This is a genomic window from Bacillus sp. AR8-1 (assembly GCF_008042345.1).
GTDB lineage: Bacteria > Bacillota > Bacilli > Bacillales > Bacillaceae_G > Bacillus_A > Bacillus_A cereus.
This window is the reverse complement of sequence record NZ_QNUB01000038.1, coordinates 41,580-61,316: the sequence shown is the minus strand read 5'-3', so window position 1 is coordinate 61,316 and position 19,737 is coordinate 41,580. Positions and strand designations below refer to the sequence as shown.

Sequence of the window (19,737 nt, the reverse complement as noted above, 5' to 3'; positions counted from 1 at the left end):
AAAATAAGCACATCTTGTTATAAAAACAGATGTGCTTATTTTTTAATTTCTATGCATTTTTACGTTTTAAGAAAATCACTCCACCAACAATTAACAGTAATGCGCCTGCAGCCATAGAGATCCAACTTGTAAGATTAGTACCTGTTTGCGGTAACCATCCAATTTTAGATTGAATTTCTTGCTTAGGTTGTGGTTGTTCTTTTACTTGCTCGTTAGGCTGCTCTGGTGTTGGAGTATTTTTATCTGAATTTGGCTGTTCTGGTTTAGGTTGTTCCGGCTTTACCTCTTTAAATTTCACTGTTTGTTCCTTATCTTCAATTTCAGCGTGAATAGCTACTAATATATTATCTTGATACAGTTCTTCAAATACTACTACTTCGTTACCTTGTAATGCAGAAGCATTAAATGTGAAATCTAGTGTGATAGAACCATTCTTCTCTTTAGCAATAAACTTAGATTCTACTGTTACTTCTTTTCCATCAACTAATAATGGCTTGTTTGTTGCTTTATCCATCAGTTTACCTTTTACAACATACTCTTTACCCACGATTAAGTCTTTGTATTCCACTTTATCTTGGATTGTTACAGATTTAGAAGCGTCTAACTCTTTAGAACCATCAGCTTTGTTTGTTGCTGTCGTTTTAATAGAAGGTTCTACAAATCGAACTGTTTGACCTACATCGTTAATGTCAGCATGTGTTGCAATTACTTGACCTTCATGTAATAAGTCTTCAAACACGACTACTTCTCTTCCTTGCTGTTCAGCACCAACAAAAGTAAAGTCTAATGTTACAAAACCGTTCTTTTCTTTTGCAGTAAACTTCGTTTCAGCTGTTACTTCTTTTCCATCAATTAATAATGGTTTGTTAATAGCTTTGTTCATTAGTTTACCTTTTACAGTGTACTCTTTACCTACAACTAAGTTAGTATACTCCACTTTGTCTTGAATAGTGATAGAATCCTTTGAATGAATCTCTTTTCCACCATCAGCTTTGTTTGTTGCTGTCGTTTTTACTGATGGCTTAACGAACTTAACTGTTTGACCTTTATCATTGATATCAGCATGTGTTGTAACAATTTTTCCTTCTTTCAATAACTCTTCGAATACTACTACCTCTTTTTCTTCTAAACCAGTTGCATCAAATGTGAAGTCTAATGTAATAGAGCCATTTGCTTCTTTTGGTGTAAACTTCGTTTCAGCTGTTACTTCTTTTCCATTTACAACTAATGGTTTATTAGTCTCTTTATTCATTAATTTACCTTTTAAAGTGTATTCTTTACCTACTTGTAGGTCTTTGTATTCCACTTTATCTTGGATTGTTACAGACTTAGACGTGTGTATTTCTTTTGTACCATCTGTTTTATCAGTAGCTGTTGTTTTTATTGAAGGAATCTTTTCATCTTTGACAATGTGTTTAATGATTTGACCATTCTCTTTAATTTCAAAAGAGAACGTTTCTTCATTTAATACATAACCTTTTGGCGCAACAGTTTCTTTATATGTGTATTTTCCAAATGGTAATTTTTCAAATTTAGCGATTCCTTTATCGTCTGTTTTTCCTTTTACTACTTCTTTTCCTGCTTCGTTATAAATCGTAAATTCTGCATTTGGAAGCTTGTTATTTCCATCAGCTACATCTACCTTTGTAATTTCTAGATCACCTTTGATAAGATGATTAACTGCCAATAACTCAATAATCTTCCCATGTTCCTTTATTTCGAACATAATTGGTTCTTTAACAAGAACGTAACCATGTGGAGAAGCCTTTTCTACAAATGAATATTTACCATACGCTAAATCTTTGACGTTAATCTCGCCATTTTTATCTGTCTTATATTCCCCAACTACTTTTCCACTTTCATCTTTCAATTCAAATACTGCACCTTCTAATTTTTTGCTAATATCTTCATTATCTACTTTTAGTAATTTTACACTACCTTTCACTTCGGTATTTTCCACTGTAAAAGTAAGTGTTTTATTGTGCTCTTTAATTTCAAAAGGATACTTTGTTTTATTTCCAATATATCCATTAGGTGTTTTTGTCTCTAAGAAATAATACTTACCATACGTAAGACCTTCAACGTTTGCAATTCCATTTTCTTTTGTTACTACTTTTTGCACTTCTTTTCCATCTTCAGTAAAGACTGTGAATTCAACATTTGGTAAAACCTTTCCTGAATCACTGAGCTTTTTAATTTCGATGTTACCTTTTACTTTGTTATTTACTATTTGGACAGCTCCTGTTTCTCCTGTCTTAACTTCAATAGTTTGTGGTTTATCATCTGAAACATAGCCTGTTGGTGCTTTAATTTCTTTTAATGTGTAAATACCAATTGGTAAGTTGTTTAATTCTGCCATACCATCAGCACCAGTCGTGATTTTTCCAACTGATTCATTATTTGCATTAAAGACCTCAAATACTGCACCAGCTAAAACTTCTCCATTTTCTCCAACCTTTTTAATTTTTAAAGAACCAGCTGCTTCCCAATTTACTGCAAGATCACTACTAAGCTTTTCTTCATTTCTTTCTAATAGTACTGTAGCGTTCTGAACAGTATCCGTACCACGGTAAGCAATTGCTTGAACTTTAGTTAAATTAGCAGCTACACTTAAATTAAATTCACCCGTTTTTGTATTCTTAGGAATTTGGATACGAAATTTTTCTCCAACTGAAAGCTGATCTTTCACTTCTCCATTTTCACTAACAATTCTAACTCCATTAGGTGCATTTTTCGCTACTACCTTATAAGAACCACTCTTAGCATTTGTTTGTACTGAATATAGATTTGTTTCGAAGAATTCACCCTTTAATTCTGCTTTTTGCTTTTCAGCAGGAATCACATTCATAAAAACATCTTGAGTCTCTTCACTATTATTAGCATTACTAATAATAGCCTTAGCTGCTTTTTCAACATTTTTATTCTCATGTTTTAATTCATTTACATCGAGTTGACCTAATGCATTCCAAACCGCAAGTTGCGTTGCATAATGCGCTTCATTTTTATTAGCTACTCCCAGCTGTTCAGCACTTTTTTGTGGGAAACCATTTAATAAGACTCTATATACTACATTATCTGTTTTCCCCATTTCAGGAAGATCTTCACCATTTGGTGATTTTAATCCAAGAGTTAAGCAATAAGCAATTTGACCACTTGAATTTTTAATCATTTCAGTGCGAATGTACTTACCTAGACTATTACTATAACTCCAGTCCATTGAATATTTCTCATGCGTCATAACCTCTGCACTAGCCCTAGGTAAAAATACATTAAGGAATAATGCCAGTACTGATAATAATGTAAAAACTCTTATAATGACTCTCTTACCCAATTTTGTAACCTCCCTAGAATAAATTAATCCGAGTATATATCGCAATATCTAAAACATTCACGATCGACCCGATTATCATTATAAAACAATAAATTACAAATATTAAATAATTTTAATGAAATAGTCAAAAAATTTACACATTTTATTATTTATCAAGTTTTTTAACGAATTTACTATATACAAATTCTAAAACACGCCTACAAGTTAAAAGACAAATATGTATGTTAAATATATAAATAGCAATTCCTTCACTTCAGTTATTAAGCTTTCCCCCTATTAAAAATAGCCTTTTCATTTTCTGGTTAATCCGAATAATTTATACACCTCTTTTAATCTATTAATTCTCTATTACGCTCCTTCATTGAGATATAAGGGTGACTCCTCATTTAAAGAATAAAGTAAAACTTTATTCAGCTCGATCCCCATCTAACTTCTTTACTTTCATTGAATTTTTGGGCGTGAGTCTTACTGCCCACAAATAGCGGGATACATTATGCAACATTGCATTTGATAATCATTTTCAATGTAACTACAATGATTACAGGGTTACTGTTAATCCAATATTCTACATGGAGGTTTTATTATGTTAAAAAAAATTATTGTATCTTCTATGGCGCTTACTATGTTCGGTGGAGCTGCAACTATGCTAGAGGCACCTACTGCTCAAGCAGCTTCTTATAACTCAACGTCATCCTCTTACTTTGATGTCACTCCTGAAGAGGCCGTGGCTTTCTATCAATCTCAAGACTATAAAAAATTAAAAGTATTTTTGGATGACTTTGAAGCAAGAAACCCTTATACTCCAGGTGGAGGCTACGCTCAAGGGAGTGTACGTATGCAAAAATTCAACGATGCTCTTAGAGATGCCAAATTAACAAATGTCTACCAAGAATTTATTAGAATCTCATACTACAATCATTATCCAGAACCAAAATAATAACAACGGATTAAATGTTTATTATTTCTATAACTTAGCCTAATTTTAAATGTATAACCTAAAAATAATTACTAAAAACCACTCATATAAGAGTGGTTTTTCTATTTCCCCATATAATTTAGCGGAATGTTACATCATCTTTATTTTGATATCTTTTATAGTAGACATTCTCTCGTTGACACAATCTAGTAGGTTAGCAATGGAAATATCAAAATGTATTTATAATTGTTTTCTGTTTAATAGCAAAAAACGAACACCCTCTCACAATTAGATAAGGTGCTCGTTTTCATTTTTATCGGTAATTCTCAATTCAATTTAGCTTCTTTCCAATAAGTAAAGATTAAATTAACTTAAAAGCAAAGCGTTTTAAATTTAATTCATAGATCTTACTGAAACTTGGAATTGCCCCTTAGAACCATCATCATTTGAAACGTAAATTTTATATGTTCCATTCGGTAATGGAGATAAAGCATTCCGTACATTTGTAACATTAATTTGTTGTTCTCCAGGTTTTATATAACCACCAACAATTAGCTCTGTATTTGGACCTTTTACACTATATCCCATTGTATTTTGACCATTATTTTTCATAGAGAAGCTTAAGTCAGTACTCCCATCATATACGAAAGAAGTTTCAGCCTCGCCACTATAATCCATTGTTTGGGTTAATAATAAGTCTGCAGAAACATGTTCAACTACATGAATTGGATCATTCGTTTTGTGTACTTCTTCAGCATAAGTATTATTCCCTAACACACCAAGTGTTAATGCTGAAATTACTCCACAACTAAGCACTAGTTTATTTAACTTCATTTTAAGTTCCCCCTTGATGTTTGTATTCTATTACCATCATACATCCTTTTCCAAGTACGTTTTTATGTAATAATTCATATCTATAAACCTATATATCTTAACTTTTCACCTTAATAGTTATTGAGAAACCCACATAGATAAAGCTACAATATTACGCTTCATAAAAAACATGTGAATTTTAAAGTCTTTTTCTAACAAAGTTTTATACGAGTAAGTACCAAAATACTCACATAAATAGCATTTCTATTTCAGATAAAATGTACTAATAAAATTTTTCTAAAATTTCACTTTGTAATTTGATATATTCCATGTTAATATAACGAAGGCTACAAAACAGGAGTCACCATGTATATCATTTTTACAGAATATTCATACTTAAAAAACCTTATTTTATCAGTAACTCAATCCCAATTTTACCTATACAAAAGTTAGTTTATAATTTCATATGTACATAAATTTAAATAGATTTTTTCTATTTTCCTTATCAATTTTAATACGAGTAATATAACAGCATTTTTCAAGTACCCTTCCTTTTTTAGATAAAAAGTCTACTAATACTAAACATCTATGTCCAACTCATACATAATTCTACTTACAAACTATTGGAGATGCAAAACTATGGGAATTTCTACTCTTTTATTAAATACCTTTATTATAATAATTTGTATCCTTAGCTATCACGTATTTTGGCTAGAGTTTAAAGAAAAAACAACATGTAATAATATATTATTTTCTATCCTTTCCTCCATTGCTATTATTTTTTGTATGACTTTTCCTTTTCATTTACATGTGGGATTTATTTATGATTTACGTTTTATTCCTATAATATTAGTTTTTCTATATGGAAATACAAAAAACATTGTTTTTATAGGAATTTTATATCTTTCTTATCGGTTTTACTTAGGCGGAAATGGCGTTCTTCCATCATTTATTATCTTCACTATTATTTTTGGTATAACAATGCTCTTTCGTTACTTATTACCTATGTATGTTAAAGAAAAAAAAGTATTATTAAGCTTACTCCTTATTTTAGTATGTACAACTTCACTTTCTATTTGCGGTATTGTAACTCAAATACATACAGGAGGGAAAATAGACTCTACTCTCATAGAATTTTTATTAAATTACATAATCATTAATATTTTCACAGTATTATTATCAGTTTATTTAATAGAGGGAATGATCGAGAAATATAAAATGAAAGAAAAGCTACAACGGGCTGAAAAATTTTATATAGCTAGCGAACTAGCAGCGTCAATTGCACACGAAATCCACAATCCACTAACCACGGTACATGGATTCACTCAATTATTAAATGAAAAACATGCCTCTAAGCTATCTCAGGATCAATACTTAGAAATCATGTTAATTGAAATGCAGCAAATACAATCTACTATTAATAACTATTTATCTTTAACCAAACCACAGAACACCCTAAAAGAGAAAATAGATATTAATCACATTTTAAATCAGGTGAAAGATACTATTTCACCACTCGCTCTATCATACAAAGTTGAAATCAAACAAAATAGTACAGATTCCTTTTATATAAATGGGGACCCCGAAAAATTCAAACTCTGTCTAAACAACATCATCCAAAATGGAATTGAGGCTATGAAAAATGGTGGATTATTACAAATAAATATACAAAAAGTAAAAGGAAATATCATAATTGATATTATTGATTCAGGAATTGGGATGTCATCTCAACAAATAAAACGAATTGCTTTGCCATTCTATTCAACAACAGAAAAAGGAACTGGGCTTGGTACTATGATTGCTTATAGTATTATTAAAGAATTAAACGGAGATATAGAGATAGAGAGTAACTTAGGTAAAGGGACACGCTTTTCTATTAGTATCCCTTACTAATGCGATAAAAATTTTCTGTTTAGTTAATTACATAAATGAATTTTAAGAATCCCGCTAGCGCTAGCTTACTTATTAATTATCTTAAATTCATGTGTATTAATTAAAAATAATAAGGATCAGAGCTTATCTATTGTTACAGATATACTCTGATCCTTTAGTTTAATTCAATTAAAAACACTTAATATTTATAACTTTTCTTACATCGTGATGAAATACTAGTTCATCGACTTTATCTCATTTACTGATTAGATTGGTTTAATGTAAATATAACATCTCTCGACACTTAATTTGTTATTATCATTATAGACATTTCCTACAGTTGTTTTTCCATTAAAGTACAGACCTTGTGCCATTCATTGAAAAAGACAACTCCCTTTTTACTACTTCACTTCCACCGTATAATTCCCTGTCCCCCCGCCATACTGATACACATGTAAATAATACTTCCCTGGATACGTGTAGTAACTACCTACTAGTTTATTCCCTTGCTGCTGAGCATACGTAACATAATTATTTAAATCTGCTTCAGAATAAAGTACCCAGTTCATTCCGATATTATTTTCATTCGTTACGTTAATTTGAAGGTTTTTAGCAGTCTCCACATTAATTTCAAAGAAATCACTTGTATCGCCATTTCCTAAACTAGCACGTAAGACTTGATTTAACTGCAGTTTGTTTGCTGTTTGGAATGAGTTATTCGGTTCTTTTTCTACACTGTTATCTTCTTTCTTTTGAACAGTTACAGTCGCTGTAGCAGTATTAGTTGCTCCTTTATCGTCTGTTACCGTTAATTTCGTTGTATACGTTCCTTCTTTTGTATATACGTGAGTTGGATTTTGCTCATTACTTACTGCTCCATCACCAAACTCCCATTTATACGAAGTAATTTTCCCGTCTTCATCTTTTGATCCGTCGCTTTTAAATGAAATTGCTTCATTTACATTTCCACTATACGGACCGTTTATAACTGCAACTGGTGCTTTATTCTCTGCACCTTCTTCTGTATTAATACCGTGGAACACAACATCATATTCAAATTGTCCTGATGCATTCACGCGATAATTTACGAAGTATGCTGTTACTGTTTTATAGCCTGTCCATTCCTTTGCACTTAAACGTTTTAACGTATCATTAACGTTTTGTGTAATTGTTTTCCAATCTTCATATTCTCCTTTTGCTGCAGTTCCTGTATATGTTCCTTGTAGTGTGAATGTATTAAAGAACTGTGATTTATTTTTCTTCACTGATACATTTTTCAATTTTGCTTCCGCTGTTATTTCTGCTGCAATATCTGAAACTGGCTTCGATGCATGATTCGCTAAATAATCGTCTGATACTAATGGCACATTATATTTCTCACGATTATCAACTAGCATTTGCATATAGTCTTGATATTCTTTATTTAAATTCGCATCTTTACTTAATGTAGAGCGATATGCATCATATGCTGTTACATCATTTTTCCTAATAAGATCATGTATTTTATCGAACATATCATATCTCTTATTGTACATATACGATTGTAAAGCAAAGGAATAATTATAGAAATCCCACGTTCCATACTTTGCATTTAACGTTCGCTCTGCCGTATAACGCTCCTCTGGGTTTGAAGATAATCCTCCTATAATACTCTTTCTCGGTACAATATTATCCGTTCTCGTTGCCCCTGCAAAAAATTCAGCATTTCCTTCTTCAAACCAAGATAATCTTTCATTTTCATATATTTTCCCTTGTCCCCATAACCCTGGTACTTCATATCTACCTTGTAAATAATGCGTGAACTCGTGTCTGAATAATTCTTCTAAACTATAAATACTTTCTTCTGGCGTACGCTCATAAGTAAAGAACGTACCTGTTCCTTCTATATAAAGACCACCGTTATTCGTTTCATAACCGTACAATTGACGATTAAATTGATATTCTGCTGGGCTATTATAAATAACCATCGTTAATACATCATCAGGATTTCCTTTTTCTAAAGGTTGATCACTTTCAACCGTACGATGGAATTGTGCCTTTACTTCTTTTGCCGCCCAATATAAACGTTTTACTTTTTCTTCTGTCACTTTATCTCCAGCTTTTAAAACAATTGCCCCATCATCAAACGTATACGTTTTTGGCAAATATTTTTTCTTTCCATCTTCTCTTATTTGATCTAAATTCACCACTTTACCATTTGCATCTTTTCCGCCATAATTCGTTGCAATTTGCTCAGCAGCTACGAAATATTGCTCCCCTAAATACGGATACATTTTCATCGCATCTGTTACAACTTGTAACCCTTTCGTTCCTGTACTATGGAACATACCGAGTCTACCTGTATAATAAATGCCATTATTAATAAGCCAACCGTTTTTTGCTGTAATCGTTCCCATTAATGCAAAACGACTTAATTCATTAATATAACTATCTATTTTCTGATACCATACTGTATCTTTTGGTGCTTTCCTCGTATCGTACAAATACGATTGAATGTCGTAATCAACACCTTGCATAATATCGTAAATAGCATTTCCAGCTGAAAGATTATCTACTAATGTAGAAAAATTATCATTATATTGTTTAAAAATCTTTGCAGCCGATGTTATCGTTTCCACATCGCTCGAAGCGTTTCCTATTAACTTTCCGTATGATGATACCACTCTATTTTGCTCTAATGTACCCAGCTTAAAATTTGAATTGTTAGCCATCGCTTTTAATGCAGGTAAGCATTTATCATGATAACTCCGTTCATTTAATTTACTAAGTTCCGAATTATAAAATCCTAAATAAAATCCTGAACGTACTACCTCTACTAATGTCTCAATCCCTTTTGAATCATCCTTCGTATAGGCTTGTCCTTGCTGCTTCAATTTATCAATAATCGCCTGCATCCTACTATCATTTTGATAGAATGCTAGACTGTCTGTATTAAACTGAAATAGCCCCGTAATTTGCTCCCAATCAATTGTTACAAGTAAATCTACTAACTGCTGATTGCTTAATTGATTTAATTCGGCAATTGTATAAGTTTTCGCTACAGCTAATTGCTTACTTTCTTTTTTCACCTCAGGTGGTCTTTGTGATAAATCGGCAAATTGTAACCTTTTCTCAAAAGACTTGCTTTCGAGCACTTTCGATGAATGAGCTAATTCTTGTACTGGTAGTTGTACACCGACTGGCTCCATTTTGAGCACATTTCGATAAGAAACTTGCTCTCCCTTAGTATCTTCTGCCAAACTTACCCCTTGAAAACTCCCTAACATTAAACTAGCAAAACTTACCCCTACTAACATTTTCTTTGAATAGCCTTTCATGCTCTCCCCTACCTTACATTTTTAGTGTCCCGCTCCATTATTTTACTATTTTTACTTTTTGTCCTGTATTGAGAAAAAAATAAGGTAACGTTCACACATGTATCCATTCCATATAAAATTAACGCTTGACTTTCCGTGCATTTTATATCAAAAAAAGATAGATAATAGCAAAATTCCTGCTACATCTATCCTCGTTTTCAACACTATGATTTTAACTTTATAAATGTAACTTCCGGTAATGTTTGCATATGCTGAATAAACTCATTCTTTTCTTCTGACGATATATTTTTCAGTTGCATCCCTACCTTATAAACAGTTTCTGTACCTTGCTGTGAAGCTTCCACCTCATATGAGAGTATTGGGATGCCTTTCACTTGTAGTGTTTCTAATATTTGTTGTACCGCTTCATGTTTATTTACAAACATTTGCACTGTTATATTTTGTGGAAATAAAAATTGCACCTTAAAAATACGACTTACAATTTCTAAACCAATTAAAACGAGAATCGTCGCTACAATGCCTACTACATACATTCCCGCTCCAATTGCTAATCCTATGCCGGCAGTAGCCCATAAACCAGCCGCAGTCGTTAATCCTTTCACCGCCTGCTTTTGAATAATAATTGTGCCTGCACCTAAAAAACCAACTCCACTAACGACTTGTGCTGCAATACGACTTGGGTCTAGAGACATATGCTCTTCAAACACAATATCTGAAAAGGCATATTTCGAAACAACCATTATTAACGCACTTCCTACCGCTACGAGGAAATGAGTCTTTAATCCAGCTTCTTTCGATCGAATTTCTCTTTCAATACCAATCATTGCTCCTAACAAGCCAGCAACACCGATTCGTATAATAAAATCAAAATCTACACTCACGGGCACTTCCCCCTTTCATTCATTATAGATAGATAAAACAAAAATTATCACAAACATCCTTTTATTTACATGTAGGGATACCGCTAAAATATACTTAATACTCCGACCGTTTTATGTTAATATTTTAAATATTAACATAAAATAAATAACTTCTAATTTTAAACCTCCACTAATTTTCTAAAAAACAAAGATGGATTACATGAAATTAGGTTGAGAAATTACAGAAAACGCTTTCACTTTGTATCGTAATTTTTTATAAAAACTATATAAATAAAGGAGCTTACTAACAATGAACGTCTCATTACTCACACCTACTACTGATTTACAAGAAGAATACTTAGATTTCTATAACGAATGGAAAGATAGCGGTGAAACAATGATCCCGTGGGTTATCTCAAAAAATCCTGCCAACTTCCCAGCTATGGTTCAAGAACTTCTCGATGCGCATAACGGAATAAATATCCCTGAAACTTGGGTACCAGACTCTACATATTGGCTTGTTACAGATGAAAATAAAATTGTGGGAGCTGTTAATATACGTCATAGTTTAACCAAACATTTATTTAACGCTGGCGGTCACATTGGTTATGGCATTCGCCCTTCTGAAAGAAGAAAAGGTTATGCTACGAAGTTACTAGCATTATCATTAGAAAAAACGAAGGAGTTAGACATCACGAAAGTACTTGTCGTTTGCGACGCAGTGAATACCGCTTCTGAAAAAACGATTTTGCATAACGGCGGGATTCGTGATGATGATTTCACTGAGGAAGATGGGAATGTAGTAAGAAGATATTGGATTGAGCTATGAATAATCACAAATAAGCGAGAAAGTGATTATACACTTTCTCGCTTATTTTACAATGCTTCTATTTCAAACTGCACTGTAATACCACTTGGATCTACCACCACAAACCCATTTGTAGTTTCATTTATTTCATGTTGTTTTTCTATTAATCTTTCTTTCACTTCATCTAACGCTTCTTTATACGGTAGTACAATCGCATATACCTTTAGCCCAGTTGCATGTACTGGTGGGTGTGGGTTGTTTACTCCGTTCCACGTATTTGCACCAATATGGTGATGATATCCCCCTGCTGAAATAAATAAGCAATCCTCTTCACGCTGTTGTACTTCAAAACCTACTGTTTCCACATAAAATTCATGTGATTTCTCTACATCAGCTATTCGTAAATGTACATGCCCAACGACAGTATTAGCAGGCAAACCATCAAACTCATAATCAACGAGTGTTGCCAATTCTTTTAAATCAAGTGGTGTACTTCCTCCTGGCCCTTCTCCCCATTGATCGCACGGTCGGTCTGCATAAATTTCAATACCATTCCCCTCTAAATCTTGCAAATAATAAGCTTCGCTATATGTATGATCACTTGCACTATTAAACCTTGAAATTGGTAAAATTTCATTTGAATATGTATAACGCCCTTCTTGCTCATCCGGGCTGTCAATTACATTCTTATTACGAAGAACCCCAAATAGCGCAGAAGCAAAAGCTTCACGAGTCGGAACTAAAAAGGCTACATGATATATACCAGTCGTACGCGGTTCTTGCAGTACCCCGTCCTCTAACTTTTCAAGAACAAGTAACGCGTTCTTTCCACCTTTTCCAGATAAATATGCTTTATTTCCCTCTTGCTTAATTACCTCTAAGCCTACAACATTTTCATAAAAAGCAATTTGACGCTCTAAATCTTTCACTTTAAATTCAACATGACCAATACGTGTTTTCGGATGAATTTGTACCATGAATAACCTCATCTCCTTATCCCTATATTTTCCCATTACATATAACCGTTACTATGAAGGATACAACTAAAATCATCCTATGTAAATAAGAAAAGTCAGAATTTACATACATTTTTATTTTCATAATAAAATGCCCCCTTTTCTAACTTTCAGAAAAGGGGGCTTTATAACTCTTATCTCATTTTATGTACTTCAGCAACTAGCTTTCCACCCTGAATGCCCATATAAAGCTTCACAGGTGCATCATTCGTATTTTCAAATACTAAATCTAAATATGGATATGCAATTGTAGCATCTCTTCCTTGTGGAACATAACCTACCGTTTTAGAATGTGTAGTTCTCTCCACCATTTTCAGGCCAGCTTGATCTGCTGCATTGTATAAAGTTGAAGATGTTTGACAAACACCACCGCCATATCCATCTACTAATTTACCATCAACTATTTCTTTCCCTAATTGATATCCTTTATCTGGTGTTGTATCACCGATTAAAGAATTAAAAGAGAAACGGTCTCCTTTTGCTAACACAACTCCATTTATGCTCGCTGCTGACAAACGAATATTCTCAATACGGCCACCTGTTGAACCACCTAAGTTCGTTTCATATCTACCAATTACCGTACCATTTCCTTGCGCATCACTTAATGTTGCGACTGGTTTTTTCTCCACAATCGGCAACTGATACGTAGCATCCCACATACCAACGTTTAACAATTTATCTACTAATTCTTTTTCCATTAATTCATAAGAAGGTTTTCCTTCTTGCCAACTTCCATCAGGTGCTATACGTGAAGGAACCATTTTTTTGTCGACGCTTTTTCCAACCTCACCAACAACCTTTGTTACAGACTTTTTAAATTTCGCTTCATCTTCAAAATAGCCTAAACCAGATAAATCTAATTTTTTCACTTCAGTACCAGTTCGACCATCAACTAAACTAATAGTATCCTGCACTTCTGCTTTAGCCTCTACAGTGTGCCCACCAATATCACTTACCAATGCAACATCACTTACTTTTGCACCACAGCCACTCACTACAGCTACACATAACACCCCAACTAATATACCCTTTACTTTACGGAACAATATACTCTCTCCCTTTCCCCAACATCACTATTATGTATTTATTTCATTTTTATGTATGTTTTGTTACAATCATTTTACAATATGTTTATAAAATGTTACAAGTTATTTTTCACTCTATATAAATTACTCTTTTCTTTTATAAATGTCTATACATATTTACATAAAAGTTTGAGTTTGATAGAATTGTAACTTTTATGTAAACTCTCTCTTTTATCCAGTATATACCATCAAGCAAAAGAAATACAAATCAAAAACCCTCAAGCTATTTTTTATAAAGTGAAACTTTAATCAGTGGGGTCTTACTGCCCGTTAATGCGGGATAAAGAGAAATCCCGTCAACATAAATAGGTATTTGCCGTGCCACCGCTCCGCTTTTGCACATACATTATGGTGAATTCAACCTATTTTAAAGAAATGGAGGATGTTATTATGTATCCCTACAATCCATATGATCCATATAATCAATATGCGTACCAACAACCACAGTATGACTTACAAGCACAATATCAATCTAATATAGATCAAGCAGAGCAAACGAATCCATATGACCAAAATAGACAATTCCAACTTCCAATCTCTTTTCCTGGCACTGGAAATCGTCAATTAGAAAGACGCGTAAATGAGCTTGAACAAAGAGTACGTCAACTAGAAAATACAGTTGAGCGCCATACACGTAGACTAAACCGCTTAAACCAACGTTTACGTACAGTAGAAAACAGACTAAACATTCCATTCGCAGCATTAGAAGACGGATTTTAATCAAGAAAATAAAAATTATATAAGGAAGGGGCTCCCCCTTCCTTATATAAATTGACGAAAGTTTTTTCCATCTCTATACTGATAAGAGTTAATGAAATGAAACAAGGTGATAAATATGGATTTTGAAATAAATTATCTTTCCTTTTATGTTGTACAAGTAGAAGGAAAAGGTGAAGCAGTTGATAAACGCTACAAACATTTTCAAACTTTAGACGCTGAAGAATATGAAGATAGCTCCTTAAAAGAATTTTTGAATGGTGAGTTATTAAAAATATCGAAGCGAAAAGTAGAACGTCATGCAAAAACAGAACAAGCCCCAACAAAGATTGGTCGCTTTATTGTAGAGGAAGGGCACGAACTTGATTCAAACCCTCATTACAACCTTTTTAATCGTATTCGCTTTGCAGAAACAAAGGACAACTTTAAAGATATGAGCGAACCTCTCGTTTATACATATCTTGACACAAGCGCTGTACGCGGTGGTGTATTTTTAATTGCTCAGGCAAAACTACGCAAATACTTTGATGATCCATTTGTATTCGTAATGAAATGCGACTTCGAACCAAAGGTTGCTTCTATTTCTGATGAATCAACACTGATTCGTAACGTTGAAATGGCCATCACAACAAAGAATATGAAATCTATCCAATATCCGTACATGCCTGAAGAAGGTATGGTTGAAGTAGGCGAACTAAAAATACACCAAGCATCACATGCCCGCTACTTTGAAGACTTCTTAAAATTCGTCGAATATGAACGCTCTATGCCTGAAATTATGAAAACACAGGTAATGGACATGGTATACGACCAAATTGAAGATGTATTTGAAGAAGGTACGGAAGAACGCGAACAATTCGACCAAGCGATGGAAGTATGGGCTGCCAGTCCGAAGCGGGAAATTATGGAACAATTTTCAACCGAAGAAGTAATGGAAGCTACCGCTCAAATCGTCGAGCACGCTCCTGAAGTGGAATTAAAACTAAAAGCAGATCATATCTCTGTGAAGGCTTTGCTTGCTGATTTCGGGGATCAAATACATATTGCGAAGGTAAATGACCGATACGTATTAATGATTGAGGCTGATACACTTACGTTTGAGAAAGGCTTCTCTCCTATTGAATTCCTGAAGCCGGATGAGTTGCAAGATGTGATTGAGCGGATTGAGAATAAGCAGCAATATTCTTATGATCCGAACGGGATTGAATAAATCCTTCCATATAACTATTTTTACCGAGCGCTTTTAATAAGCGCTCTTTTATTGTGGACATATTTTATAGTTATATAAAAAACCGATTCTACTAAGAATCAGTTTTTCTGCTTTATAACAAAAATATTTATTTTTAATCCAAGATAACACTTGTTGCAGAATCCAGTAAATTCCTTCCTTGTTGTACAAGCGTATTTCCATTAGAGTAGTCACTATGTATGTTGGTAAAATGAAAACTTCACTTCACTACCTCAAATTTATTATACTCGTAAAAAGATAATTGAAAACGATATTCCGGATGCTCTCTCACCCAATCGTAGGCTTCTTCTAAAATTCCCATTTTGTTTTGTAGGTCATTAAGTTCACTACATTTGTCCTTTTTCTGTTTGCACAGAGGGCAGAATCCATTTACTATGTCGGCACTTGTCGCCCTAATAGTTTTACTTTTTAAGTCAACTACTAAACGAAGAAGAAGAGAATACTCAGCTTTTGTAGTCACCGTCATTTCAGCAACCCCATCCTCATTCCAAAAGACACCGTTTAATTCCATCTGTACGGTGACATCTTTAATATCCAAGTCTATCACTATCACACCTCCCTTGTATAAAACTCATATTTTATTCTTCGATTTTAACCTTTAATACACCACGCTTTAAAGATATATTAAGCTTTTTCCAATTCTTCTTCTTTGCTATGAAAGGAAGTATAATTACTGCTGATCGCGTGGCAAATATTATCCCCAAAACTAAAACTGTTACAATGTTAAAGATTGCTTCCATTTAACTCTACCCTCTTTCATTTCTATGGGCTCTAATTTTATGAATGTATTTAAAAATTCTTACCACCCCTTAATTTTCAAAGCAATTATAATGGCCCAATCACAACAAATCAATTCCTATTTAATATGAATACTTTATTCATCCATCAGTATAATGATGTTAAATTTATGTAGCTAGAAATAGAGGAGAATGTCATTTAACCTCTACATTCTCCTCCATCTCAGCCAAATACCTAATCTGTCGTTCCGCTTTTCTCACTGCCGTACGAAAATGTTTTTTCAGGAGTTCTACTGTATTTTCACTTATATAATATCTTTCCGTTATACTTTCCCACGTGTCACTACTTTCAAATGTACTCCATTCAAAAGGGCGTTCTGTATTTTTCTTTAGTTCTTTAAACACCCATTTCCGCATCTTTTTTTTCGCTTTTTCTGTTAGTTTTCCGTTTTTTACAAGTTCAAGTTCACCATGTCTTTTGTATCGCTTATTAATATCTCTCTCGCTATACACTTTAAGAAGTATATTTGCTGTATTTTCGGCATCTGCTAAAGCACGGTGCTGTTTCCCTTCCCACGTTAAAGCGAGCTGTTCTACCGCAAATTGTAAACTTGGCGTATGTTCAAACAATTCCTCATATGCTTGGAAAACAAATTTTTGCAAATCAATTCTACTTTCTTTTTCTATAATGGGGCATTCAACACCATGTAATGTACAATCATGAGATAGAAAGCGATAATCTTCTTTTCCCCATGAAACAAATATAGAATCTTCTCCGATAAACTGAATAAATTTCTCTATAATTTGAGGGAATTTGTCTACAGCCATTAAATCTGTCTTCGTAATACCGGTTAATTTTGTTGTATGACGAGTTAATCGTGCACTTGGTTTTACTAACTCCGAAAATTCTTCAATTATCTTCATTGTACCTATTTCTATTTTTACAGCTCCGATATCAACTATTTCTGACGGATCTTCTGATTTATACGGTCTGAAATTCCTCTCAATATCAAACACAATGAAATGTGTAGCGTTTTTCAATTTATTTACCTCTTTCTAAATTCCTTTTTCACACAAACACTCTATTTTCAGTATTTATTTATTCATGTACTTTATACAAAAATCCTTCGAATAAATAAATGAAAATTCAGTCTTATTATGATATGTAAGTAGGAGGACATCTATAAAAATGCAAAAAAAAGAAGGGCGAGCCCTTCTTTTTTCAAAAATTACTTCTTGTTTACGTTAGTAGCTTGAGGTCCACGGTTACCTTGTTCTACTTCGAAAGTAACTTCTTGACCTTCTTCTAAAGTTTTGAAGCCTTCGCCTTGGATAGCTGAGAAATGAACGAATACGTCTTCTCCGCCTTCAACTTCGATGAAACCGAAACCTTTTTCTGAGTTAAACCATTTTACTTTACCGTTTTGCATGAAAAAAATCCTCCTACAATGTACCTATATGTACATATTCATTTTCAACCACCTTACAATAATAAGCCAGATATTAAAAAACTGCAACCCCTGAGGAGATTTAACATTGCTATCCTCCTCGGAAGTTACAGCTCATTTAAATCTCTATATTATTAAAAGTAAAATGGTTTAAACATACTATATCATATCAATATAATAAAAGTAAAGTTTTTTCTTAAATTATTTTTTGTTCCCACTGCATTGCTTTTAATTCACCTGATCCAGCTACTACATAACCATCTTTTTGATTAACAATGCGCCATCCGTGTCCTTTAACTGAATCACATACTGTAACAATACCTTCGTCAAGAAGTACACGGCACACACTACTAATACCCGCCTTATTTTGTGTTGAAGTTGTATATAAGACATGTTGGTCTACACTTAAGTCTAAATAACTACTTGCTTTCTGCTCACTTTGACATGTATGCCAATATATTTTTTCACTCGCAATACTGTCATCTATTTTACAATAAGAAATATTCCCGCTAACTCCCTTGCACGATCCACTTGCCGCTACTAAATAAGAATTGTGTAAAGTCAACGCAGAGATCATTTGATTCATCGTAATTTTAATCCTCTTTAATTTACGTGTCTTCAAATCAAAGAGCCAAACACCACCATACTTAGCATGTATTTTCGTACCAATAAATAAGTAATGTTTATATAAAAATAATGATCGAATAGACGGTGCCGCACTGCCATACTCAAGAAACGGATGAATAGTCTCCCATGTCGAACCGAAATTATTAGAAAGATACAGCGTTTTTTCTCCATGAGCAACAACAGTTCCTTGTACATTGCTACATACATTCCAACTTGTTGCTTTTGTTGGAAAACGCTGAATTGTCCAGTTCTCTCCACTATTCATACTACGAATAAAAATCCCTTCGTCACCTACACCATAAACTACATTATCTTCGCTATGTAAATCCCTAATTCGTTTTTGAAAACCATTTAAAATTCGTTTCCATTCTCCGTCTTGTTCAACAAATAAGCCATTATATGTAGTAGCTAACAATAGTTTTCCATCTCTTAACTTTGTAATAGCAGTTGCACTTAACATCGTCTCCACGTTGACACTCCCATTCTTAGAACTTCTCAGCAAATGCAATTGCAAAATTACTGCATTTTTCAACATCCTCTTGATCTTCTGGAGCTAATTCAATTTTCAGCCCTTCTTGTACAAGCTCTGCACCTCGTTCTACAAGGCGTTCTTCAAATATCGTTACCGCTTCACAAAACAGTTCATACGCCGTATCACCTGATCCGAATACCGCTACCTTTTTCCCAGCTAAATCTATATTTTCTAAGTCCTCATGAAAATCTTCCGCTTCAAATGGTAATTCACCATCGCCCCACGTATAAGATCCTAAAATGATTCCATCATAAGCTAATAATTCTTCAGCATCCATGCCTTCCATCTCTTGCAATACTACTTCATGATCAAAAGCATCTAAACTAACTTTAATTAAATCAGCAATACTCTCTGTATTTCCTGACATACTTGCATAAGCTATTAAAATTTTTGCCACTTTGGCATCCCC

17 protein-coding genes are annotated in these 19,737 nt (G+C 33.5%); 5 read left to right on the top strand and 12 right to left on the bottom strand.

The genetic code is table 11. The features are described 5' to 3' along the window. Window positions 1-49: 49 nt before the first annotated feature. The gene (locus DN400_RS22975; protein ID WP_097997811.1) at window positions 50-3,331 is read right to left on the bottom strand and encodes a VaFE repeat-containing surface-anchored protein; all 3,282 of its coding nucleotides are present in this window, start codon (window positions 3,329-3,331) and stop codon (window positions 50-52) included. Between the two features lie 583 nt (window positions 3,332-3,914). Between DN400_RS22975 and DN400_RS22970 the strand changes: the two genes are divergently transcribed. Then, window positions 3,915-4,268, top strand: a complete 354-nt coding sequence (locus DN400_RS22970) for a hypothetical protein (protein ID WP_000913814.1) — start codon at window positions 3,915-3,917, stop codon at window positions 4,266-4,268. A gap of 372 nt (window positions 4,269-4,640) precedes the next feature. On the opposite strand, the gene DN400_RS22965 is transcribed toward DN400_RS22970, so the two are convergent. Continuing rightward, entirely contained in the window at window positions 4,641-5,081 is a 441-nt protein-coding gene (locus tag DN400_RS22965) for a hypothetical protein (RefSeq protein WP_071714644.1), read from the bottom strand. A 618-nt stretch (window positions 5,082-5,699) separates the two neighbouring features. Between DN400_RS22965 and DN400_RS22960 the strand changes: the two genes are divergently transcribed. Continuing rightward, a complete protein-coding gene (locus DN400_RS22960; RefSeq protein ID WP_063548274.1) occupies window positions 5,700-6,953 on the top strand; it encodes a sensor histidine kinase in 1,254 nt (417 codons plus the stop codon). Between the two features lie 380 nt (window positions 6,954-7,333). On the opposite strand, the gene colA is transcribed toward DN400_RS22960, so the two are convergent. Together colA and DN400_RS22950 are read right to left on the bottom strand one after the other, a co-directional pair. Next, window positions 7,334-10,249 carry a collagenase ColA gene (colA, locus tag DN400_RS22955; protein WP_065229169.1) on the bottom strand — a complete coding sequence of 972 codons (2,916 nt, stop codon included), beginning with the start codon at window positions 10,247-10,249 and terminating at the stop codon, window positions 7,334-7,336. Window positions 10,250-10,452: 203 nt separating this feature from the next. Next, complete coding sequence (locus DN400_RS22950) at window positions 10,453-11,130, bottom strand: MgtC/SapB family protein (protein ID WP_098675372.1); 678 nt, start codon at window positions 11,128-11,130, stop codon at window positions 10,453-10,455. A 289-nt stretch (window positions 11,131-11,419) separates the two neighbouring features. Between DN400_RS22950 and DN400_RS22945 the strand changes: the two genes are divergently transcribed. Beyond that, on the top strand, window positions 11,420-11,938 hold the full coding sequence (locus DN400_RS22945) for a GNAT family N-acetyltransferase (RefSeq protein WP_065229170.1): 519 nt from the start codon (window positions 11,420-11,422) through the stop codon (window positions 11,936-11,938). Window positions 11,939-11,985: 47 nt separating this feature from the next. On the opposite strand, the gene DN400_RS22940 is transcribed toward DN400_RS22945, so the two are convergent. After that, window positions 11,986-12,894 carry a VOC family protein gene (locus DN400_RS22940; RefSeq protein WP_147801949.1) on the bottom strand — a complete coding sequence of 303 codons (909 nt, stop codon included), beginning with the start codon at window positions 12,892-12,894 and terminating at the stop codon, window positions 11,986-11,988. A 173-nt stretch (window positions 12,895-13,067) separates the two neighbouring features. Further along, on the bottom strand, window positions 13,068-13,979 hold the full coding sequence (locus DN400_RS22935) for a VanW family protein (protein WP_000488980.1): 912 nt from the start codon (window positions 13,977-13,979) through the stop codon (window positions 13,068-13,070). 429 nt (window positions 13,980-14,408) lie between these two features. Here DN400_RS22935 and DN400_RS22930 point away from each other — a divergent pair, with 429 nt between their 5' ends. Continuing rightward, window positions 14,409-14,738, top strand: a complete 330-nt coding sequence (locus DN400_RS22930; RefSeq protein ID WP_000283707.1) for a hypothetical protein — start codon at window positions 14,409-14,411, stop codon at window positions 14,736-14,738. Window positions 14,739-14,853: 115 nt separating this feature from the next. Beyond that, window positions 14,854-15,945, top strand: coding sequence for a DUF3900 domain-containing protein (locus tag DN400_RS22925; protein ID WP_000345035.1), 1,092 nt, complete (start codon window positions 14,854-14,856; stop codon window positions 15,943-15,945). Between the two features lie 238 nt (window positions 15,946-16,183). Here the strand turns inward: DN400_RS22925 and DN400_RS22920 are convergent, their stop codons facing one another. From DN400_RS22920 to DN400_RS22900, 6 genes are all read right to left on the bottom strand, one after another. Beyond that, window positions 16,184-16,531, bottom strand: a complete 348-nt coding sequence (locus DN400_RS22920) for a hypothetical protein (protein ID WP_000566112.1) — start codon at window positions 16,529-16,531, stop codon at window positions 16,184-16,186. A gap of 31 nt (window positions 16,532-16,562) precedes the next feature. Then, entirely contained in the window at window positions 16,563-16,724 is a 162-nt protein-coding gene (locus tag DN400_RS29620; RefSeq protein WP_080477938.1) for a hypothetical protein, read from the bottom strand. 192 nt (window positions 16,725-16,916) lie between these two features. Beyond that, window positions 16,917-17,762 (bottom strand): exonuclease, encoded by an 846-nt coding sequence (locus tag DN400_RS22915; RefSeq protein ID WP_065229172.1) that lies wholly within the window; start codon window positions 17,760-17,762, stop codon window positions 16,917-16,919. A 188-nt stretch (window positions 17,763-17,950) separates the two neighbouring features. Further along, window positions 17,951-18,151, bottom strand: coding sequence for a cold shock-like protein CspB (gene cspB, locus DN400_RS22910; RefSeq protein ID WP_001179150.1), 201 nt, complete (start codon window positions 18,149-18,151; stop codon window positions 17,951-17,953). Window positions 18,152-18,365: 214 nt separating this feature from the next. Next, window positions 18,366-19,265 (bottom strand): WD40/YVTN/BNR-like repeat-containing protein, encoded by a 900-nt coding sequence (locus DN400_RS22905; RefSeq protein ID WP_000449499.1) that lies wholly within the window; start codon window positions 19,263-19,265, stop codon window positions 18,366-18,368. A 16-nt stretch (window positions 19,266-19,281) separates the two neighbouring features. After that, entirely contained in the window at window positions 19,282-19,725 is a 444-nt protein-coding gene (locus DN400_RS22900) for a flavodoxin (protein ID WP_001062759.1), read from the bottom strand. Window positions 19,726-19,737 lie beyond the last annotated feature (12 nt).